Source organism: Kitasatospora sp. NPDC032121, assembly GCF_055580145.1.
On sequence record NZ_JBVILX010000012.1, the window covers coordinates 134,700 to 158,784 of the forward strand.

At 74.4% G+C, this 24,085-nt stretch carries 1 protein-coding gene; it reads right to left on the minus strand.

Annotated elements, in window-relative coordinates:
* Entirely contained in the window at window positions 1–24,039 is a 24,039-nt protein-coding gene (locus tag ACZ5OX_RS26595) for a non-ribosomal peptide synthase/polyketide synthase (protein WP_465633565.1), read from the minus strand.
* Window positions 24,040–24,085: the final 46 nt, after the last annotated feature.

The window sequence follows — 24,085 nt, forward strand, 5'->3', positions numbered from 1 at the left end:
TCAGTCCTCCTGATCGGGGATGGTGGTGTCGTCGGTGGTCCCGGCGAGGCGGGCGGCCAGGATCGGCCCGATCTGGGCCAGTGAGCCCTGCTGGGTCATCCGGTCGTGGCGGGTCGTGATGTCGTGGGAGTCGATCCGCCCGGCGACGTAGCGCTGCCAGATCCCGGCGCCGGCCGAGTCGTCGGTGCGGTCGATCGTGGAGTTGAACAGCAGCAGGTCGCCCTCGAAGTGGCCCGGGGTGTGGGCGATCGCGAGCCTGGCATTGTTGATCATGATCTCGACGACGGCCCCGATACGCCGTTCGTCCAGGCAGGCCAGGGCGCTGCCGCGCCGGGCGAGGATCTCGGCGACCTCGGCGTGGGTCAGCGGGCCGTCGCCGAGCTCCTCCGGATCGCAGTCCATGATCCCGACGAGGATGTCCCGTTCCTCGGGCACGGGCACGTCGTCGAGGTCGAGGTCCTGTACCGGGTAGGCGTCCAGGACGGCCAGCAGGTCGGTCCGCTCGCCCCGCGCCTGGAACTCGCAGGCGATCGCGTGGGCGATCAGGCCGCCCGCGGACCAGCCGAGCAGGTGGTAGGGGCCCTCGGGCTGGACCTTGCGGATCTGGTCGGCGTAGTCGGCCGCCATCTCCTCGTACGAGCCGGGCAGCGCCTCGGGGCGGGCGAGGCCGCGCGCCTGGAGCGCGTGGACCGGGCGGTCCGGGCCGATGTGGTTCAGCAGCCCGGAGTACGACCAGCTGATGCCGCCGCCGGGGTGGACGCAGAACAGCGGCGGAAGGCTGCCCGTGGGGCGCAGCGGCAGCAGTCCGTCGAAGGCGTCCTCGGGATCGCCGGTGGCCAGGCGCTCGGTGAGGCCGGCGACGGTGGGCGCCTCGAACAGGGTGCGCAGGCCGACGTGGACGCCCAGGGTCTCGCGGACCCGCGAGACCAGGCGGGCGGCCAGCAGCGAGTGCCCGCCGAGTTCGAAGAAGTCGTCGTCGATGCGGACCTGCTCGCGTCCGAGGATCTCGGCGAACAGCTCACACAGGAGCTGTTCCTGCGGGGTGCGCGGGCCGCGGCCGATGCCCGCTGTGCCGTACTCGGGCGCGGGCAGGGCGGCCCGGTCGAGCTTGCCGTTGGCGGTCAGCGGCAGCCGGTCGAGGGTGACAAAGGCCGAGGGCACCATGTAGTCGGGCAGGTCGCGGCCGAGCCGGCGGGCGAGTTCGTCCGGTTCGGGCGCGTCCTCGGTGGCGGGCACCAGGTAGGCGACCAGGCGCCGGTCGCCGGGCCGGTCCTCGCGGGCGACGACGGCCGCCTGGGCGATGCCGGGGCAGGTGGCGAGGGCGGCCTCGACCTCGCCGGGTTCGATCCGGAAGCCGCGGAGCTTGACCTGGTCGTCGGCCCGGCCGACGAACTCCAGGGTGCCGTCCGCCAGCCACCGGGCGAGGTCCCCGGTCCGGTACATCCGCCCGCCGTGCCCGTCACCGGGCCGGGGACGCCCCCCTGCCACCGGGTCGGGGGCGAGGGGCCCGCCCGTCGGGAAGGGGCAGGCGACGAACCGCTCCGCCGTCAGGCCGGGGCGGGCCTGGTAGCCCCGGGCCACGCCGGTGCCCGCGAGGTACAGCTCGCCGGCCACGCCGGCGGGCACGGGTTGAAGGGCGGCGTCGAGCACGTACGCCCGCATGTCCGCCATCGGCCGGCCGATCGGCACGGTCGCGGCGTGGGCGGGGAGCGCGCGGACGCGGTGGTGAGCGGCGAAGGTGGTGGTCTCGGTCGGGCCGTAGCCGTTGGTCACGGCGAGGTCCGGGCAGACCGCCAGGACGCGCGCGACGGCGGCGGGCGGGACGACGTCGCCGCCGGTCCACACCTCGCGGACCCCGGCGACCAGCTCAGGCCGCTCCTCGGCCACCAGCCGGAACAGCCCGGCCGTCAGCCACAGTCCGGTCACCCCGTGGTCGGCCACCGCCGCGCCGATCAGGTCGAGTTCGAGCCGCCCGGGCGGTGCGACGACGACCGTCCCGCCGCCGAGCAGCGGCACCCACAGTTCGTACGTCGAGGCGTCGAAGGCCGTCGGCGAGTGCATCAGCACCCGCTCGTGCCCGCCACCGCCGAAGCACGGGGCGAGTGCGAGGGCCGCCACGTCGCGGTGGGTGACACCGACGCCCTTCGGTCGGCCGGTCGAGCCGGAGGTGTACATCACGTACGCCAACTGCTGGTAATCACACGCGAGTTCCGGGTCGGAGTCGTCGGACTCGCTCCGGCTCAGCGCGGTCAGCACGTCCCCGGTGAGAACCAGCGCGGCGCCGGTCTCCCGGACGATCAGGTCGGTCCGGGAGGACGGGAACCGGGGGTCGAGCGGGACGTACGCACCGCCCGCCTTGACGATCGCCAGGATCGCGACGACGAGGTCCGCCGAGCGCTCCAGCAGCACCGCCACCGGGGTCTCCGGCCGCACGCCCTGCCCGATCAGGGCCCTGGCCAGCCGGTTGGCCCGCCGGTCGAGCTCCCGGTACGTCAGCTCGGCTCCGTCCGTGACGACCGCCACCGCGTCCGGCGTCGCCGCCACCCGGCGGGCGAACAGCTCCGGCAGACCCGCCTCGGGCAGTTCGGCCGCGGTCCGGTTGAACCCGACCAGGAGGTCGTGGCGCTCCTCGTCGGACAGCAGGTCGAGTCGTCCGATCGGCCGGTCCGGCTCGGCTGCGGCCGCGCGCAGCAGTCGCACAAAGCGGGCGAACAGCCGCTCCACGGTGTCCGGGTCGAACAGGTCGGTCGCGTACTCCACGACGCCGAGCACGCCCGCCGGGCTGCCGTCCGGCCCGTACCGCTCGGCCAGGCTGACCGTCAGGTCGACCCGCGCGGTGCCGGTGGGGGCCTCCAGATAGGCGGTCTCCAGGCCCGGCAGGGCGAACTCGCCCTCCGGCGCGTTCTGCAGGGCGAGCATGACCTGGAACAGGGGGTGGTGGGCCAGCGACCGGGCGGGGTTCACGGCCTCGACCAGGTATTCGAAGGGCACGTCCTGGTGGGCGTACGCGGCGAGCGCCTTCTGCCGGACCCGGCCGACCAGTTCGGCGAAGCCGGGGTCGCCGCCGGTGTCGGTGCGCAGCACCAGGGTGTTGACGAAGAATCCGACGAGGTCGTCCAGCGCCTGGTCGGTACGCCCGGCGATCGGGCTGCCCACGGGGATGTCGGTGCCGGCGCCGAGCCGGGTGAGCAGGGCGGCGAGACCGGCCTGGAGCACCATGAACATGCTGGCGCCGTGTGCGGTGGCCAGGTCCCGGAGCTCCCGGTGCAAGCCTGCGTCGAGGCGGACCTCGATCCGGTCGCCTCGCTGGGAGGCCTCGGCCGGCCGGGGCCGGTCGGCGGGCAGCCGGACCTGGTCCGGCAGGCCTTCCAGCTCCTGCTTCCAGTAGTCGAGTTGCCGGGCGAACAGGCTGTCCCGATCGGCGGCCTCACCGAGCAGGTCGCGCTGCCAGAGGGTGTAGTCGGCGTACTGGACCGGCAACGGGGACCACTGCGGCTCCTCGCCCCGGCAGCGGGCCGCGTAGGCGGCCGCCAGGTCCCGGGAGAGCGGGCCCATCGACCAGCCGTCGGCGGCGATGTGGTGCACCACGACCAGCAGGACGTGGCGTTCGGGGGCGAGGGCGTACAGCTCGGCGCGGATCGGCGGTTCGGCGGCGAGGTCGAAGCCGCGCTGAGCGCCCTCGGCGAGCCGGCCTGCCAGCTGCCCCTCTTCGAGCTCGGTCACGGGCAGTTCCGGGAGCGCCGCGTCCAGCAGGTGCTGGTACGGCACGCCGTCCGCCTCGCGCAGGACGGTCCGCAGGCTCTCGTGCCGCGCGGACACGTCCGCGAGGGCCGCCCGCAGCGCCGACCGGTCGAGCGGGCCGTCGAGGCGCAGCGCCAGCGGCATGTTGTAGGTGGCGCTCGGCCCGTCCATCCGGTGGAGGAACCAGAGGCGGCGCTGGGCGAAGGAGAGGGGGATCAGCTCGGGGCGCGGCCGCGAGGTCAGCGCGGGCCGCCGGGTGACGGAGCCGTCGAGGCGGGCCGCGAGGGCGGCCGCGGTGGGGTGCTCGAAGAGCGTCCGGACCTCCACGTCGGTGCCGAGGACGGCCCGGATCCGGGAGGCCAGCCTCGTCGCCAGCAGTGAGTGCCCGCCGAGGTCGAAGAAGCTGTCGTCGACGCCCACCCGGGGCAGTCCGAGCAGGTCGGCGAAGAGCTCGGTGAGCAGCTGCTCCTGCGGGGTGCGCGGCGCCCGGCCGCCTGCGGCCGCCCCCAGGTCGGGGGCGGGCAGGGCACGGCGGTCGAGCTTGCCGCTGGGGGTCAGCGGCAGCGCGTCGAGGACGACGAAGGCCGAGGGCACGAGGTAGTCGGGCAGGCGCTCACGCAGCCGGTCTCGCAGGTCGCCGATCAGGGCGCCGCTGGTGCGGCTGCCGGTCGGGCGGTTGGTGAGCGAGGACAGCGCGGTGCCGGATGGCCGCGAGAGCCGGTGGGTATCGACGGGGGCGTCGGCCGGTCCGTCGACGAACAGCACGTCGAGGGCGTCGGGCGCGCCGGCCGACCAGGTGAGGTGCACCCGGCGGCCGAGGTCCTCGCCGAGGGCGTGGAAGTCCTCCGGGTCGGGCAGGCCGGGGTCGTCCGGACCGTGCAGCCGGTCCAGCAGCTCGGCGAGCGTGCCGTCGCCGTTCCGCACCGCCCGGGCCAGCGCGGCCTCGCGGACGACGCGCCGGTTCGGCACGCCCGTGAGGCGCAGCGGGCCGGTGCCGTCACGGCCGAGCAGGTCGCGCAGCTCCGTGAGGTCGGCGACGTCCCGGCCCCACGCGACGTCCCGCGGCTCGACCGGCGCGGCCGGCCGCTTGTACAGGGTGACGTCGTAGCGGTGACGGGTCAGCTCGTTGTGGTGCCGGCCGCGCTTGACCTCGACGCGGACGGCACCGATGCCGGTGTCACCATCGGTGTCGTGGTCCCGGTCGCGCAGGACGGTGAAGAAGTCCGGATCGACGAGGAGTTCCTTTTCCACGAGGAGCGCCTGCTCCACCGCCCGCCGCACGGACGCCAGGTCGGCGCCGTCGGCGGCCCGGTGCAGCTGGACGGCGGTGGCGAGCGGGCGCAACAGCCGCAGGTTGCGGACGTCACCGACGAAGAGCGCGCCGCCGGGGGCGAGCAGCCCCATCAGCTTCCGGATCACGTCGGCGAGGTAGTCGGCGGACGGGAAGTACTGCACCACCGAGTTGATCACGATGGTGTCGAACTCCCCGGCGGGCAGTCCGTCGGTGTCGTGCGCGGGGCGGGTCTCCAGTACGACCCGCTCGGCGAGACCGTCCTGCCCGGCCAACTGGGCGGCCAGCGCGTCGATCGCGGTGGCGGAGAAGTCCGTCGCCCGGTAGCTCTCGCAGTGCGGTGCGATCTGCGAGAGCAGCAGACCGGTGCCGACGCCGACCTCCAGCACCCGGCGCGGGCGCAGGGCCAGGATGCGGGCCACGGTGGCATCGCGCCACTCACACATCTGGTCGACCGGGATCGGGCTCGCGTCGTAGCTGCTGTTCCAGCCGAGGAAGTCCTGCCCGAAGTCGGCCTCCCCGGGGGTGATGGGCAGGGCATCGTAGATGTCCCGCCACTCGTCCACGTGATCGGCTTCGAGGCCGCCGTCCCGGGCCGTGTCCTGGCGCGGGACGACGTAGCCGACCAGCCGGTCGTCCTTGGCCAGGACGGCGGCCTGGGCGACGTCGGGGTGCTCGGCGAGGGCCGCCTCGACCTCGCCGGGCTCGATCCGGAAGCCGCGCACCTTCACCTGGTCGTCGGCCCGGCCGACGAACTCCAGCTGGCCGTCGGTACGCCGACGGACCACATCGCCCGTACGGTACATCCGCGCACCCTCCGCGCCGAACGGGCAGGCGACGAAGCGCCCGGCCGTCGGAGCCGGCCGGTTCAGGTAGCCGCGCGCCAACCCGGCGCCTGCGACGTACAGTTCGCCCGGCACGCCGGGCGGCACCGGCCGCAGCCGCTCGTCCAGCACGTACACCCGGGCGTTGGTGATCGGGCGGCCGATCGGCGGCACACCCGAGCCGGGGGCGAGCGGGTCACTCATCGTCGCGCAGACCGTCGTCTCGGTCGGGCCGTACGCGTTGATCATCCGTCGCCCGGGTGCCCAGCGCGCCACCAGTTCCGGCGGGCACGCCTCCCCCGCGACCACCAGGGTGGACACGGTGACCGACTGTTCCGGTACGGCGGCGAGGACGGACGGCGGCACGGTCGCGTGGGTGACCGCGAGGGACGGGTCGGCCAGCGCGGCGACCGGGTCGGCCGCCGGGGGCAGCACCAGGGCGGCGCCGCGCAGCAGGGCGGTGTAGATCTCCGACACCGAGGCGTCGAAGCTGGGCGAGGCGAACTGGAGTACCCGGCTGTCGCGTTCGATCGCGAACCGCTCGATCTGCCCGGCGACCAGGCTCGCTACGCCGCCGTGGCCGACCACGACGCCCTTGGGCCGACCGGTCGAACCCGAGGTGTAGATCACGTAGGCCGGGTGCCGGACGTCGAGCGGGACGACCGGGTCGGTCTCCGGCCATTCGGAGGTCTCCGTCACCAGCGCCGGGTCGTCGACCACCACCACAGGGCGGGCGTCCTCCAGCATGAGACGGATCCGCTCCTGCGGGTACGCGGGATCCACCGGGAGGTACGCGGCCCCGGCCTTGAGGACGCCCAGGACGGCCACCACGGATTCGACCGACCGCGGCAGGGCCACGGCCACGATCCGCTCCGGACCGACTCCCCGGTCGATCAGGGAGTGCGCGAACCGGTTTGCCCGCTCGCTCAGTTGACGATAGGTCAGTTCCGTTCCACCGCAGACCAGTGCGACGGCGTCCGGGGTCGCCGCGACCTGTGCCGCGAAAGCGTCCGACACCGGTACGGCGCCCACCTCGCGGGCGGTCTCGTTGCCGCGCTCCAGGATCTCGTGCCGCTCCTCGGCGTCGAGGAGTTCGATGTGCCCGATCGGCTGGTCCGGATCGGCCGCGACCGCTTCCAGCACCAGCGTCCAGCGCCGGGCCAGCACGGCCACCGTGGACCGGTCGAACAGGTCGGTGGCGTACTCGACCCCGCCGACGATCCCGGCGGGGCTGCCGTCGGGGCCGAACCGCTCGCTCAGGTTGAAGCCGAGGTCGAACTTGGCCGTCCCGGTCGGCACCGCGAAGGTCTCCGCCCGCAGGCCGGGCAGGCCGAGCTCGCCCATCGGGGCGTTCTGCAGCGCGAGAATGGTCTGGAACAGCGGGTGGTGGGCCAGCGACCGGGACGGGTTCAGTACCTCCACCAGGTGCTCGAACGGCACGTCCTGGTGCGCGTACGCCGACAGCGCCGTCTCCCGCACCCGGCCCAGCAACTCCACGAACGACGGATCCCCACTCGTGTCCGTCCGCAGCACCAGCGTGTTCACGAAGAACCCCACCAGCTCGTCCAACGCCTCATCCGTACGACCCGCGATCGGCGAACCGATCGCGATGTCCGACCCCGCCCCCAACCGCGAATACAACGCCGCCAACCCCGCCTGCAACACCATGAACAGACTCGCCCCACTACGCCGCGCCAACCCCACCAGAGCCGCGTGCAGCTCAGCGCCGAGCTCCAGCCGGAGCTGGTCGCCGCGGTAGCTGGCGACGGCCGGCCGGGGCCGGTCGACGGGCAGCGGGATCCGCTCCGGGAGACCGGCCAACTGATCGGTCCAGTAGCCGAGTTGTTCGGCGAACCGGCTGCCCGGATCAGCCGGTTCGCCCAGCAGCTCGCGCTGCCACAGGGTGTAGTCGACGTACTGCACCGGCAGGTCCGTCCAGTCCGGCCCCCGGCCCTCGCAACGGGCCGCGTAGGCGGCGGCCAGGTCGCGCGCCAGCGGGCCGGTGGACCAGCCGTCGCCCGCGATGTGGTGCACGGCCACCAGCAGCACGTGCTCCTCCGGCCCGAGCACGAACAGCTCGGCCCGCATTGGTACTTCGGTCGCCAGGTCGAAGGGCCGCCGGGCCGCCTCGCCGAGCCGCCGGGCCAGCTCGTCCTCCACGACCTCGACCACCCGCACCCGCGGGCGGGCCTCGGCCGGGTCCAGGACCTGCTGGCAGGGCACGCCGTCGACCTCGGGGAACACCGTCCGCAGGCTCTCGTGCCGGGCCGAGACGTCGGCCAGTGCCTGGTCCAGTGCGTCCCGGTCCAGCACGCCGGAGAGCCGCAGGGCCAACGGGATGTTGTAGGTGGCGGAGGCGCCCTCCATCCGGTGCAGGAACCAGAGCCTGCGCTGCGCGAAGGACAGCGGCACCCGCTCCGGCCGCAGCCGGGCGGCCAGCGCCGGGCGGGCCTGACCGGCCTCGGCGAGGCGCTCGGCCAGCCCGGCCACCGTCGGGGCCTCGAACAGCACGCGAAGCCCGAGTTCGACGCCCAGCACCGTCCGCACCCGCGCGACCAGCCGGGTGGCGAGCAGCGAGTGCCCGCCCAGGTCGAAGAAGCCGTCGTCCGCGCCGACCTCGCCCAGGCCGAGCACCTCGGCGAAGAGTTCGGCGAGCAGCTGCTCCTGCGGAGTCCGCGGCCTGCGGCTGGCGCCACCTCGGGTAGCCTCCGGCGCTGGGAGAGCCGCGCGGTCCAGCTTCCCGCTCGGCGTCAGCGGCAGCGCGTCCAGCACCGTGAAGACGGCCGGCACCAGATATTCGGGCAGCCGCCCGAGCAGATGCCCGCGCAGCTGCGCCGGCGTGAGCCGGGCGGCCACCCGTGGGACGACGTAGCCGACGAGCCGGTCGTCGCGGGCGAGGACGGCGGCCTGCGCGACGTCGGGGTGCTCGGCGAGGGCCGCCTCGACCTCGCCGGGCTCGATCCGGAAGCCGCGCACCTTCAGCTGCTCGTCGGCCCGGCCGACGAACTCCAGCTGGCCGTCACCCCGCTGCCGGACCAGGTCCCCCGTGCGGTACATGCGGGCACCCGCCGGGCCGAACGGGCAGACGACGAAGCGCCCGGCCGTCAGAGCGGGCTGGTTCAGGTAGCCGCGCGCCAACCCCGCACCCACGACGTACAGCTCGCCGGGCACACCCGGCGGCACCGGCCGCAGCCGCTCGTCCAGCACGTACACCCGGGTGTTCACGACCGGCCGCCCGATCGGCGGCATGCCCGCCCCGGGCGTGAGCGGGTCGCTCATCGTCGCGGCGACCGTGCTCTCCGTTGGACCGTAGGCGTTGACCATCCGGCGGCCCGGCGCCCAGCGTGCCACCAGGTCCGGCGGGCACGCCTCGCCGCCCACCACGAGGGTGGCGGCCGCGGGCTCGTCGTCGCCGAGCGCGGCCAGGGCGGAGGGCGGCAGGATCACGTGGGTCACGCCGAGCCGCCGGTCGGTCAGCGCCTCCAGCGGTGTCCCGGCCGGGGCCAGCACCAGGGTGGCCCCGGTCAGCAGGGCGCTGCACAGGTCCCAGAACGACGCGTCGAAGCTGGGCGAGGCGAACTGGAGCACCCGGCTGTCGGCCCCGACGGCGAGCCGCTCGGCCTGGGTGGCGACCAGGCTCGCCACGCCGGAGTGGCCGACCACGACGCCCTTGGGCCGGCCGGTCGAACCCGAGGTGTAGATCACGTACGCCGGGTGCCTGACGTCCAGGGCCACCACCGGATCGGTCTCCGGGAAGCCCTCCGTCGCCCGCACGAGCGCGGGATCGTCGACCACCACGGCCGGCGCGGCGTCCTCCAGCATGAGACGGATCCGCTCCCGCGGGTACGCCGGATCCACCGGGAGGTACGCGGCCCCCGCCTTGAGCACGCCCAGGACGGCGACCACCCACTCCACGGACCGCGGCAGGACCACGGCCACCAGCTGCTCCGGACCCACCCCGCGATCCCTCAGCAAGTGCGCGAATTGATTGGCCATGGAGTCGAGTTGGCGGTAGGTCAGCTCATCGCCGTCGGCGGACACCAGCGCGACGGTCTCCGGGGCCGCCGCGACCCGCGCCGCGAACAGGGCCGGCACCGAGCCGTCCGGGACCTCCCGCACGGGCTCGTCACCCGCCAGCAGGGCGCGGCGCTCCTCCTCGCCGAGCACGTCGATCGCACCGATCGGCTGCTCCGGGTCGGCCACGGCCCCGGCGAGCAGCCTGGTCCAGCGGGTGAACAGCAGCTCGACGGTCCGCCGGTCGAAAAGGTCGGTGCTGTACTCGACCATGCCGGTCAGCCCGGCCGGAGCACCGTCGGACCGGCGGTTCTCCGCGAGGCTGAAGGTCAGGTCGAGCCGCGAGGTACCGGTCGGCACCGGAAGTCCGGTGACCTCCAGCCCGGGCAGACCGAAGTCACCGCCCGGCGCGTTCTGCACGGCCAGCATCGTCTGGAACAGCGGGTGGTGGGCCAGCGACCGGGACGGGTTCAGTACCTCCACCAGGTGCTCGAACGGCACGTCCTGGTGCGCGTACGCCGACAGCGCCGTCTCCCGCACCCGGCCCAGCAACTCCACGAACGACGGATCCCCACTCGTGTCCGTCCGCAGCACCAGCGTGTTCACGAAGAACCCCACCAGCTCGTCCAACGCCTCATCCGTACGACCCGCGATCGGCGAACCGATCGCGATGTCCGACCCCGCCCCCAACCGCGAATACAACGCCGCCAACCCCGCCTGCAACACCATGAACAGACTCGCCCCACTACGCCGCGCCAACCCCACCAGAGCCGCGTGCAGCTCAGCGCCGATGCGGACGTCGATCCAGTCACCGGCGTAGGTCGCCGCCGCCGGGCGGGGCCGGTCGACCGGGAGCCGGAGCTGCTCGGGAAGCCCGGCCAGCGCCTCGGTCCAGTAGCCGACCTGGCGGGTGAACGCGCTGTCCGCGTCCGCCTCGTCACCGAGGATCTCGCGCTGCCACAGCGTGTAGTCGGCGTAACTGACCGGCAGCACGGCCCAATCGGGCTCGACGCCGTCGCGCCGTCCGGCGTAGGCGGCGGAAAGGTCGCGCGACAGCGGTCCCAGGGACCAGCCGTCTCCCGCGATGTGGTGCATGACCACCAGCAGGACGTGCTCGTCCGGTGCGATCGCGAACAGCTCGGCCCGCAGCGGGATCTCGGTCGTCAGGTCGAATCCGCGCACCGCCGCTTCGCGCAGCAGCGCCGGCAGCTCCGCCGCACCGGCCGTGCGCATCGCGAGCGGGACGGTGAACTCGCCGGTGTCCAGGACCCGTTGCCGCGGGATGCCGGCGACGTGCGGGAACACGGTGCGGAGCGTTTCGTGCCGGGCCACCACGTCCGCCAGCGCGGCACCGAGGGCCTCCCGGTCGAGCTCACCGCGCAGCCGCAGGGCCAGCGGCATGTGGTAGGTCGCGCTGGGCGCCCCGAACTGCTGGAGGAACCACAGCCGGCGCTGCGCGTAGGAGAGCGGCATCGGCTCCGGCCGGGGCCTCGGCACCAGCGCCTGCCGGGCGGCACCGGCCCCACCCAGGTCGAGCGCGAGACCGGCCGGCGTCGGCGCCCGGAACAGGGCGCGCAGCTCCAGCTCGACCCCGAGCGTCGCCCGGACCCGCGACACCAGCCGGGTGGCGAGCAGGGAGTGCCCGCCCAGGTCGAAGAAGTCGTCGTCGGCGGCGGCCCGCGGCAGCCCCAGCACTTCGGCGAACAGCTCACACAGGATCTGTTCCTGCGGCGTGCGCGGTGCCCGGCCGCTCGCCGTGCCGACCGGCGCGGGCGCGGGCAGGGCGGCCCGGTCCAGCTTGCCGTTGGGCGTCAGCGGTAGCGTGTCCAGCAGCACGAACGCCGACGGCACCAGGTAGTCCGGCAGCCGCTCGCGCAGGTACGCCGCCAGCGTCGTGGCGGTGGCCGGGCCCTTCACCGAGGGCACGACGTAGGCGACGATGCGCGCCTCGCCCGGCCGCTCCTCGCGGGCGAGGACCACGACCCGGGCGACGCCCGGGTGCGCCGTCAGCTCGGCTTCGATCTCGCCCGGCTCGATCCGGAAGCCGCGGACCTTCACCTGGTCGTCCACCCGGCCGGCGAACTCCAGCTCCCCGTCGGCGCGCCAGCGCACTAGGTCGCCGCTGCGGTACATCCTCGAACCGGTCGGCCCGTACGGGTCGGCGACGAAGCGGGCGGCGCTGAGCCCGGGCCGGTTCAGGTAGCCGCGGGCCAGCCCCGCGCCGGCCAGGTACAGCTCACCCAGCACGCCGGGGGCCACCGGCCGAAGGGACGAATCGAGCACGTACACCCGGCAGTTGGCGATCGGTCGGCCGATCGGCACCGGCAGCGGGCAGTCCGCCGGGTCGGCCGGCAGCGGGTAGGCGGTGATCACATGGGTCTCGGCGGGCCCGTAGTGGTTGTGCAGCACCCGGCCAGGGCGGCGGGCCTGGAAGCGGCGCACCGCACCTCCGAGGCGCATCGCCTCGCCGGCCTGGGCGATCAGTCGGAGGGCCGGCAGCTCCAGTCCGGCCTCCTCGGCGGCCTCGGCCAGCGCCTCGACCACCAGGTCGGGCGCGAACAGCTCGCCCACCCGGTGCCGGTCCAGCCAGTGCGCGAACAGCTCGGCGCTGCGGCGCTGTTCCTCGGTCGGCACCACCAGGGTCTTGCCGTACAGCAGCGCGGAGAGCAGCTCCTGCACCGAGACGTCGAAGCTGATCGCGGTGAACTGCGCGGTGCGGGTGCCGGGTTCGCCGCCGACGGCCTCGTGGTGCCAGGCCAGCAGGTTGAGCAGGCCGGCGGCGGGCATCACCACGGCCTTGGGCCGGCCGGTGGAGCCCGAGGTGTAGATCACGTAGGCCGGGTGCCGGGCGTCCACGGCGACGGCCGGGTCGTGCTCCGGCCACTCCCCGGCCGGGGTGACGGCGGCGAGGTCGTCGAGGACGACGGCCGGGCGCGCGTCCTCCAGCATGTACGCGATGCGGGCGGCCGGGTAGTCCGGGTCGACCGGCAGGTACGCCGCACCGGTCTTGAGCACCGCGAGGACGGCGACCACCAGCTCGGCGGAGCGCGGCAGCCGCAGCGCGACGACCTGCTCCGGCCCCACCCCCCGCGCGATCAGCGCGTGCGCCAGCCGGTTGGCCCGGCGGTTCAGCTCCCGGTAGGTCAGCACGGTGTCCTCGAACACCACCGCCGGCGCCTCCGGGGTCGCCCGGACCCACGCCTCGAACAGGGCGGGCAGGCTCTCGGCCGGAGCCGGTCCCGCGGTGTCGTTGCGCGCGACCAGCAGCTCGTGGCGCTCCTCGGCGGTGAGGACGTCGATCCGGCTGAGCGGCCGGTCCGGCTCGGCGGTCACGGCGGCGAGCAGCCGCAGCCAGCGGACGACCAGGGTCTCCACCGTCGCGCGGTCGAACAGATCTGTGGCGTACTCGACGTAGCCGATGATGCCCTCGGCGGCCGCGCCGGTGCCGTCGCGCTCCGCCAGGTGGAAGGAGAGGTCGAACATCGCCGTCGGCGGCCGCAGCCGGAGACTCTCGGCGCGCAGGCCCGGCAGTTCGAAGTCGGAGCGCGGCATGTTCTGCAGCGCGAGCAGGACCTGGAACAGCGGCTGCCGGGAGAGCGACCGGGTCGGGTTGAGGGCCTCCACCACGTGGTCGAACGGCAGGTCCTGGTGCGCGTACGCGGACAGGGCCTGCTCCCGGACCCGGGTCAGCAACTCGGCGAAGGTCGGGTCGCCCGAGGTGTCGGTGCGCAGCACCAGCGTGTTGACGAAGAACCCGACCAGGTCGTCCAGCGCCTCGTCGGTCCGGCCGGCGATCAGGCTGCCGACCGGGATGTCCGTACCCGCTCCCAGCTTGTCCAGCAGTGACGCCAGTGCGGCCTGAAGCACCATGTGGACGCTGGCGCCGTGCTCGCGGCCCAGGCGCGCCAGTGCGCCGTGCAGCTCCGGGTCCACCTCGATCGTCAGGTGCCCGCCGCGGCAGGAGGTGTCCGCCGGGCGGGGCCGGTCGGCGGGCAGCCGGAGCTGTTCCGGCAACTCGGCCAACTGGCCTGTCCAGTAGGCAGACTGACGGGCGAACAGGCTCCCGGGGTCGGTCCGGTCGCCGAGCAGCCGGTCATGCCACAGGGTGTAGTCGGCGTACTGCACGGGCAGCGGCGCGGACCACCGCGGCTCCTCGCCGCGGCAGCGGGCCGCGTACGCGGTGGCCAGGTCCCGCGCGAACGGCCCCATCGACCAGCCGTCACCGGCGATGTGGTGGAACACCACCAGCAGCACGTGCTCGTCCGGTGCCGGTTCGAACAGCTCGGCACGTACGGGGGGCTCGACGGCCAGGTCGAACCCCCGTCCCAGGGCCTCGGCGAGCAGGTCCGGCAGGTCCGCCTCGCAGGCTTGCGCGACCGGCAGCGGGGGCCGGGCGGCCCCCGGGTCCAGCACCTGCTGGTACGGCACGCCGTCGACCGCCGGGAAGACGGTGCGCAGGCTCTCGTGCCGGTCGACCACGTCCGCCAGGGCCGCGCGCAGCGCTTCCTGGTCGAGGACGCCCGTCAGCCGCCAGGCCGCCGGCATGTGGTAGGTCGGTCCCGTGCCCTCCAGCTGGTGCAGGAACCACAGGCGCCGCTGGGCGGCGGACAGCGGCACGCGGTCGGGCCGCTCGGCGCGGGCCGGCGCGGGCCGGGCTCCGCCGGCCTCCTCCAGACCGGCGGCCAGCCCCGCCGGGGTCGGAGTCCGGAACAGGGAGCGCAGCTCCAGCTCCACGCCCAGCGCCGCGCGGGCCCGGGCGACCAGCCGGGTGGCCAGCAGCGAGTGGCCGCCGAGCTCGAAGAAGTCGTCGTCGGCCCAGACCCGGGACACGCCCAACACCTGGGCGAACAGTTCGGTGAGGACCTGTTCCTGCGGTGTCCGCGGCGCCCGCCCGACACGGGCCGCGGTCCGGTCGGGTTCCGGCAGGGCGCGCCGGTCGAGCTTGCCGTTGACGGTCAGCGGCAGCGCGTCCAACGTCACGTACGCGCTCGGCACCATGTGGTCCGGCAGCCGATCCCGCAGGTGGGCCCGCAGCGCGTCCGGTCGGACGGCCGCCCCGGCAGCCGGGACGACGTACGCGACGAGCCTGCTGTCGTCGCCCTCGGTGCGCGCGACGACGGCGGCCCCCGCGATCTCCGGGTGCGCGGCCAGCACGGCCCCGACCTCGCCGGGCTCGACCCGGAACCCCCGGATCTTCACCTGGTCGTCCGTACGGCCCAGGAACTCCAGGTTCCCTCCCCCGACCTCCGGCCGGGGGGACCCCCAGGCGCCCCAGCGCACCCGGTCGCCGGTACGGTACATGCGCGACCCGTCCGAGGCGAACGGGTCGGCGACGAACCGTCCGGCCGTCAGGCCCGGCCGGTTCAGGTAGCCGCGCGCGAGCCGCGCGCCGGCGACGTACAGCTCGCCCGGGACGCCGACCGGTACCGGCTGGAGCGCGCCGTCGAGGACGTACAGCCGCGCGCTTCCGACCGGCCGGCCGATCACGGGGCGCGGGCTCGACTCCACCCGCGCCATCACCGAGTCCACCGTGCACTCGGACGGTCCGTAGATGTTGAGGCAGGTGACCCCCTCGGCCGCCCGCAGCTGCGTCCACAGCCGCTCCGGGACGGCCTCGCCGCCCACGGCGACCGTCCTCGGGCGCCAGTGCGGTTGGCTCAGCAGCCCATGTGCGACCAGGACCTGGAGGTAGGACGGGGTGGCGTCGACGTAGTCCAGCCCGCACCGCACGGCGTACGCGACGAAGGCGTCCGGGTCGGTCCAGGTCTCCTGCTCCAGGACGTGCAGCTCGTGGCCCGCGAACAGGCCGCACAGCTGGTCCAGGGAGGCGTCGAAGGACACCGACGAGGTCAGCCCCACCCGCAGCCGTTCCCCGTCGGGTGTCGGGAACTGCGCCGAACGCTGATGGGCGAAGTGGTGCGCCAGCGCGCCGCGGGTCGCCACCACGCCTTTGGGCCGGCCCGTGGAGCCCGACGTGTAGATCACGTAGGCCGGGTGGTCCGGGTCGGTGGTCACCTCCGGGTCCTCCGCCGCGCAGGCCGCCACCAGTGCGGCCGTCGCCGGGTCGTCCAGCACCAGGCACCCGTCCGCACCGACGTCGCCCAGCCGGCCCCGGGCCTGGACGTCGGTCACCAGCAGCGCCGGCCGGGCGTCATCGAGCAGGTACCGGACCCGCGCCACCGGATACTCCGGGTCCACCGGGACGTACGCCCCGCCCGCCTTCCACACCGCCAGGATCGCCACCACCAGCTCGGCCGAACGAGGCAGGGCCAGCCCGACCAGCCGCTCCGGGCCCACTCCCCGCGCGATCAGCGCGTGCGCCAACCGGTTCGCCCGCGCGTCCAGCTCCGCGAAGGTCAGCGAAACGTCCCCGCACACCAGCGCGACGAGGTCCGGGGTGGCCCTCACATGCTCGCGGAACAGCTCCGGCAGGCTCGCAACCGTCCCCCGTGGCCGGGCACCGGTGCCGCTCGCCAGCAGCTCGGCACGCTCCCCGGCGGTGAGCAGCCCGAAGCGGCTGAGCCGTGCTCCCGGGTCGGCGGCCAGCGCCCGGAGCAGCCGCACCCAGCGCGCGACCGTCGCCTCGACGGTGGCCGGGTCGTAGACGTCGCCCGCGTAGTCGACGACGAGGTCGACACCCTCGGGGGCGCCGTCCCGTGCATGCCGTTCGGACAGCGAGAAGACCAGGTCGAGCTTGGCCCGCTCGGTGCTGACCGCCACCTCGTCGACCCGCAGGCCGGGCGGCGCGAACTCGGCCCGGGCGTTGTTCTGCAGCACCAGCATGACCTGGAACAGCGGGTGGTGGGCCAGCGAGCGCACCGGGTTGAGGGCCTCGACCAGGTACTCGAACGGCAGGTCCTGGTGCGCGTACGCGGCCAGCGCCTCCTCCCTGACCCGGGTCAGCAGCTCGGTGAAGGTCGGATCGCCCGAAGTGTCGGTGCGGAACACCAGGGTGTTGACGAAGAAGCCGACCAGGTCGTCCAGGGCCTGGTCGGCCCGCCCCGCGACCGGGCTGCCGACCGGGATGTCGTCGCCGCCGCCGAGCTTGCTCAGCAGCACCGCCAGCCCGGCCTGGAACACCATGAACAGGCTGCTGCCGTGCGCCCGGGCGAGCTCCCGCAGGCCGGCGTGGAGCTCGGCGTCGAGCTCCGCCCGGACGAAGCCGCCCCGGTGCGAGGCGACCGCCGGACGGGGCCGGTCGGCGGGCAGCCGGAGCTGCTCCGGCAGGCCGGCCAGCCGGTCGGTCCAGTAGGCCGCCTGACGGGCGAACGGGCTGTTCCCGTCGGCGGCGTCGCCCAGCAGCTCGTGCTGCCAGAGGGTGTAGTCGGCGTACTGGACCGGCAGCGCCTCCCACCGCGGCTCCTCGCCCCGGCAGCGGGCCGCGTACGCGCCGGTCAGGTCCCGCGACAGCGGGCCGAGCGACCAGCCGTCACCGGCGATGTGGTGGAGCACCAGGAGCACCACGTGCTCCTCGGCCGCGAGTTCCAACAGCTCCATGTTCAGCGGCAGTTCGGCTGCCAGGTCGAACCGGTGGGCGACGGCCGCCGAGAGCAGGCCGGGCAGCTCCGCCTCGGTGGTCCGACGCACGGCGACGACCGGTCGGGCCGCCACGGCGTCCAGCACCTGCTGGCACGGCACGCCGTCCGCCACCGGGAACACGGTCCGCAGGCTCTCGTGCCGCTCGACCACGTCCGCCAGGGCCGCGTTCAGCGCCCACCGGTCGAGCGGGCCGGACAGCCGCCACGCCAGCGGGATGTTGTAGGTCGCGCCGGCCCCCTCCAGCTGGTCCAGGAACCACAGCCGCCGCTGTGCGAACGACAGCGGTACGTTCTCCGGCCGCCGTTGCGGTGCCAGGGCGAGCCGCGCCGGCGCCGAGGCGGACACGGCGGCGGCCAGGCCCGCCGGGGTCGGCGACTCGAACAGGGTGCGCAGCGGCAGTTCCACCCCGAGCGTCGCGCGGACCCGGGCGGCCAGGCGGGTCGCCAGCAGGGAGTGTCCTCCCAGCGCGAAGAAGCTGTCGTCGACTCCGGCCCCGGCCACCCCGAGGACCTCGGCGAACAGCTCGCAGAGGACCTGTTCCTGCGGCGTGCGCGGCGCGCGGCCGACGGCGGCCGGGGTGACGCCGGGAGCAGGCAGGGCCGCGCGGTCGAGCTTGCCGTTGGTGGTCAGCGGCAGCGCGTCCAGCAGCACGAACGCCGAGGGCACCATGTGCTCGGGCAGCCGCGCGGCGAGGTGTCCGCGCAGGTCGGCGGGGTACGGCACGGTGTCCGCGGCCGGTACCAGGTAGGCGACCAGCCGGGTGTCGTCAGCCCGGTCACGGCGGGCCACGACGGCCACCTGGGCCACGTCCGGACGGGCGGCGAGCGCCGCCTCGACCTCGCCCGGCTCGATCCGGAAGCCGCGGACCTTCACCTGGTCGTCGGCCCGGCCGACGTACTCCAGGGAGCCGTCGGCGCGGCGGCGCACCAGGTCGCCGCTGCGGTACATGCGGTGCCCGGACGGACCGAACGGGCAGGCGACGAACCGGCCGGCAGTCAAGCCCGGCCGGTTCAGGTAGCCGCGCGCCAACCCCGCACCCGCAACGTACAGCTCTCCCACGACGCCCGGGGCCACCGGGCACAGACCGGCATCCAGCACGTACGCACGCAGGTCCGGCAGGGCCGCGCCGATCTGTCCGGCGGCGCTCCCGGAGCCGTCGAGCGCTGCGTGGGTGACGTGCACCGTGGTCTCGGTGATGCCGTACATGTTGACCAGCCGCGGCGCGTCCTCGGGGTGCCGCTCGTACCAGCTCGCCAGCCGGGCGTGCTCCAGCGCCTCGCCGCCGAACACCACGGTGCGCAGGGCGAGTTCGGGGCCCTCCTCCTGGTCCGCCCGCATCAGCTGGTAGAAGGCGGAGGGCGTCTGGTTGAGCACCGTCACCCGCTCGCGGGCGAGGAGTTCCAGGAACGCGTGGGGCGAGCGGCTGGTCTCGTGGTCGACGACCACCAGCCGGCCGCCGTGCAGCAGCGGGCCCCACAGCTCCCACACCGAGAAGTCGAAGGCGTAGGAGTGGAAGAGCGTCCAGACATCGTCGGCGGAGAAGCCGAACAGCTCCCGGGTGGTGCCGAACAGCCGCACCACGTTGCGGTGCGGGACCACGACGCCCTTCGGGTCGCCTGTGGACCCGGAGGTGTAGATGACGTAGGCCGCCTGGCCGGCGACGACCGGGATCCGCGGGTCCGTGGCGGGCAGGCCGTCCAGGTCGACGGTGTCCAGCAGCAGCCTGTCCACCCGCTCGGCTCCCGGCAGACCGGCGAACTCCGCGGTCGTCAGCAGCAGGGCGGGCCGGGAGTCCTCCAGCAGATAGGCGATCCGGGCCTCGGGGTACCGCGGGTCCACCGGAACGTACGCCGCACCGGCCTTGAGCACGGCCAGCACGGCGGCCACCTGCTCGGCCGACCGCGGCAGGGCCAGCGCCACCAGGTGTTCCGGTCCTGCGCCCCGCTCGATCAGGGCGTGCGCGAGCCGGTTGGCACGGGCGTTCAACTCCCCGTAGGTCAGGGCGATTTCACCGTCGGTGAGCGCGACTGCGGCCGGGTTCGCCCGCACCTGCCGCTCGAAGAGCGCGGTCAGGCTGCTCCCCGGCCGTTCCTCGGCCGCGTCCACGGCGGGAAGCAGTGCCCCGAGCTCCTCGGCGGACAGCACGTCCACCAGGCCGATCCGCCGGCCCGGGTCGGCCACCACGGCCCGCAGCAGCCGCAACCAGCGCTCGACGATCCCGGCGGCCGTCGCCTCGTCGAACAGGTCGGTGCTGTACTCCAGCACGCCCGACAGCCCCTCCACCCCCGGCCGTTCGGTCAGGATGAAGGTCAGGTCGCACTTGGCCGTACCGGTGTGGACCAGATCGGTCGTCACCCGCAGCCCGGGCAGGTCGAACGTGCCCGTCGGCGCGTTCTGCAGCGCCAGCATGGTTTGGAACAGCGGGTGGTGGGCCAGCGACCGGGTCGGGTTCAGCTCCTCCACCAGGTGCTCGAACGGCAGGTCCTGGTGCGCGTAGGCGGACAGCGCGGTGGCGCGCACCCGTCCCAGCAGTTCGTCGAAGGAGGGGTTTCCGGAGAGGTCGGTGCGCAGGACGAGGGTGTTGACGAAGAAGCCGACCAGTTCGTCGACGGCCTCGTCGGTGCGCCCCGCGATCGGGCTGCCGATCGGGATGTCCGAGCCGGCCCCGAGCTTGCCCAGGAGGGCCGCGAGACCGGCCTGGAGCACCATGAACAGGCTGGCACCGCCGCTGCGGGCGAGCGTCCGCAGCCCCTGGTGCAGCTCGGCGTCGACGTGCACCGGCACCTGGCCGCCGCGGAAGGTCATGGCCGCCGGCCGGGGCCGGTCGAAGGGCAGCTCGACCTGCTCGGGCAGGCCCGCCAACTGCCCGGACCAGTAGGAGAGCTGGCTGCTCAGCAGGCTGTCCGGCTCGGCGGCGTCGCCGAGCAGCTCCGGTTGCCAGAGGGTGTAGTCGGCGTACTGGACCGGCAGCGGCGCCCACTGCGGGGCGCTCCCCGCGCTCCGGGCCGCGTAGGCGGTGGTCAGGTCCCGCGACAGCGGTGCCATCGACCAGCCGTCACCCGCGATGTGGTGCACGACCAGCAGCAGCACGTGCTCGTCGGGTGCCGACTCGAACAGTTCGGCGCGCAGCGGCGGTTCCACCGCGAGTTCGAAGCCGTACCGGGCCGCCCCGGCCAGACGGCCCGCCAGCTCCTCCGGGGCGACCGCGGTCACCGGCAGTGCGGGGCGGGCCGCCTCGGGGTCCAGCACCCGCTGGCACGGCACGCCGTCGGCCGCGGGGAACACGGTGCGCAGGCTCTCGTGCCGCTCGACCACGTCCGCCAGCGCCGCCTCCAGGGCCCGCCGGTCCAACGTCCCCGACAGGCGCAGCGCCAGCGGCACGTTGTAGGTCGCGCTCGGGCCCTCCATCCGGTGCAGGAACCACAGGCGCTGCTGGGCGGAAGACAGCGGCACGGCCTCGGGGCGCTCGCGCCGCGTGAGCGCGGGGCGGGCCCGGCCCGCGCGGTCCACCGCCGAGGCCAGCTCCGCCACCGTCGGTGCGTCGAACAGGTCGCCCAACCGCAGCTCCACGCCCAGCACCGACCGCGCCCGGGCGACCAGCCGGGCGGCCAGCAGCGAGTGCCCGCCGAGCTCGAAGAAGTCGTCGTCCGGTCCGGCCTCGGGTACCCCGAGCACCTCGACGAAGAGGCCCGCGAGCAACTGCTCCGTCGCCGTCCGCGGGGCGCGGCCCGCGGCGGACGGCTGCGGGTCGGGGTTCGGCAGCGCGCGCCGGTCGAGCTTGCCGTTGACGGTCAGCGGCAGCTCGTCCAGCGTCACGTACGCGCTCGGCACCATGTGGTCCGGCAGCCGCCCCCGCAGGTGGGCCCGCAGGTCGGAGCCCGTCACGGCGGCGCCGGAGGCCGGCACTGCGTACGCGACCAGCCGGATGTCCCCGTCCTCGGCGAGCGCGACGACGGCGGCCCGAGCGACGTCCGGGTGCTCGGCCAGCACGGCCTCGACCTCGCCCGTCTCGACCCGGAACCCGCGGACCTTCACCTGGTCGTCCGTACGGCCCAGGAACTCCAGGTTCCCCTCCGCCCCCCAGCGCACCCGGTCACCGGTGCGGTACATCCGCTCGCCGTCCGGGCCGAACGGGCAGGCGACGAACCGTCCGGCCGTCAGCCCCGACCGGTTCAGGTAGCCGCGGGCCACGCCCGCGCCTGCGACGTACAGTTCGCCCGGAACACCCGCCGGCACCGGCCGGAGCGCGCCGTCGAGCACGTACAGCCGGGCATGGGCGACCGGTCGCCCGATCACCGGGTGCGGGCTCGACGCCAGCGGCGCGATCGCCGCGTCCACGGTGCACTCGGTCGGCCCGTAGAAGTTGGTGCAGGACACCCCCTCCGCCGCCCGCAGCCGCGCCCACAGCCGCTCCGGAACGGCCTCACCGCCCGAGCCCAGCATCGCCGGACGCCACTGCGGATCGCTCAACAGGCCGTGTTCGATCAGGACTTGGAGATAGGAGGGGGTGGCCTCGAAGAAGTCGAGACGGCGGCCCGCGGCGTACCCGACGAAGGCGTTCGGGTCGGTCCAGGTCTCCTGGTCCAGGACGTGCAGCTGATGGCCGGCGAAAAGCCAGAGCAGTTGGTTCCACGAGGCGTCGAAGGACACCGACGTGGTCAACGCGACCCGCACCGGGTGGTCGGACGGCGACGGGAAGAGCGCCGCCCGGTGGTTTGCGTACAGGTTCCGCAGGCCTCCGTGGGTCGTCGCCACGCCCTTGGGGCGGCCGGTGGAGCCGGAGGTGTAGATGATCTGCGCGAGGTGGCGGGGGTCGACGGTCACCGCCGGATCCTGCGCCGGGCTGCCCGCCACCAGCGCGGCCGTCGCCGGGTCGTCCAGCACCAGGCACCCGTCCGTGCCGATGTCGCCCAGCCGGCCCCGGGTGCGGAGGTCGGTCACCAGCAGGACCGGCCGGGCGTCGTCGAGCATGTGCCGGACCCGCGCGGCCGGGTACTCCGGGTCCACCGGGACGTGGGCCGCGCCCGCCTTCCACACCGCCAGGATCGCCACCACCAGCTCGGCCGAACGCGGCAGGGCCACCGCCACCAGCCGCTCCGGCCCGGCTCCCCGCGCGATCAGCGCGTGCGCCAGCCGGTTCGCCCGCGCGTCCAGCTCCGCGAACGACAGCGACACGTCTCCGCCCACCACGGCGGTCGCGTCCGGCGTGGCCCGTACCTGCGCCGCGAACACCTCGGCCAGGCTTCCGGCCGGGGTCTCAGTCTCGGCGCCCGCGCCGACGGCCGTCAGCGCGGCGCGCTCCTCGGTGGTGAGCAGTTCGATCCGGCCCACCAGCTCGTCCTGGTCGCAGTCCGCGACGGCGTCCAGGAGCGCGAGCAGCCGCTGCTGATGGGCGGCGAGCTCGCCGTCGCCGTAGGCCTCGGGTGCGCCGTGGAGTCTGAGGAGCGGGGGGTTGCCGTCCCGGTAGTCGAACACCCAGACGGCGAGGTCGGCGGTCGACCCGGACACGAAGTGGTGCACGTCGGCGGGGTGCTCGGCGAAGCTCGGCCTGGAGTTGAAGGCCATGATGTTGACGATCAGCGGGAACGCCGTCCCGATGCCGCCGGGCACGCCGAGGTCGCGCAGCAGGTCCTCGCTGCGGTAGCGCTCGTGCGCGACGGCCGACTCGACCTCCCGCGCCACCTGGGCGACGAGCTCTCGCCAGGGCATGTCCGGTCGCACCGTCAGCCGCAGGGGCACCACGTTGGACATCGTGCCCGGCACCGACATCAGGTCGCGGTCGGCGCCCCGGCGCGCGGTGACGGGCAGGGCCAGCACGACGTCCCGCATGCCGCTCAGCCGGTGCGCGTAGAGCGCCGTCGCGGCGATCAGCAGTCTGGACCACCGGACACCGGCCCGGCCGGCCGCCGCCCGCAACGCCTCCGGGCGCCGCAGCTCCCGCTCCTCGGCCAGGCGCAGGGCGCGGTGCGGGTCCGTCGGCGCCGTGCCGGTCAGCCGCGTCGGCTCCGGTCGGTCCGCGAAGCGCTCGGTCCAGTAGGCACGGTCAGCCTCGAAGGCCGGGGACGAGCGGTACGCGGCGTCGCTGTCGACCAGGTTCCGGAGCGAACCGAAGGGGGACGGTGGGACGGGGACACCCTCGGCCAGCGCCGAGTAGACCTCGCCGACCCGCTGCCGGACCATCGAGCTGCTGAGGGCGTCCAGCACCACGTGGTGGTAGTTCAGGTACCAGAGGAATCCGGTCGGCGACAGTCTGATCAGCGCGTGGCCGAACAGTGGATCGCGGCCGAGGTCCAGCGGGCGCATCAGGTCCCGCTCCATCCATGCCATGGCCGCCGCACGGGGTGCGGCTTCCCCGCTGAGATCCAGGTGCGTCGGCGCCCAGTCCCACGTCTCACGGAGGACCTGGCGCGGGCCCTCGCCGTCGTCGACGAAGGTGACGTGCAGGGCGTCGACCTCGCCGACCGCCCGGCGCAGCGCGGTCTCGAACAGCTCCGGGTCCACCGGCCCGTGGATCTCCAGGCACTCGCCGACACGGTAGCCGGGGATGGGTGTCCGGGAACGCTGCTCGGCCAGCCAGATCTCGCGCTGGGCCGCGGTCAGGGGAAGGACGTCACCGTCGCGACGGGACATGGGGGTACCTCCAGGAATGTGGGCAGGCGTCGCCGGGCGTGCCGGG

Coding starts and splice junctions, on each gene's coding strand:
- ACZ5OX_RS26595 (WP_465633565.1), bottom strand. CDS start 24,039: ATGTCCCGTCGCGACGGTGACGTCCTTCCCCTGACCGCGGCCCAGCGC.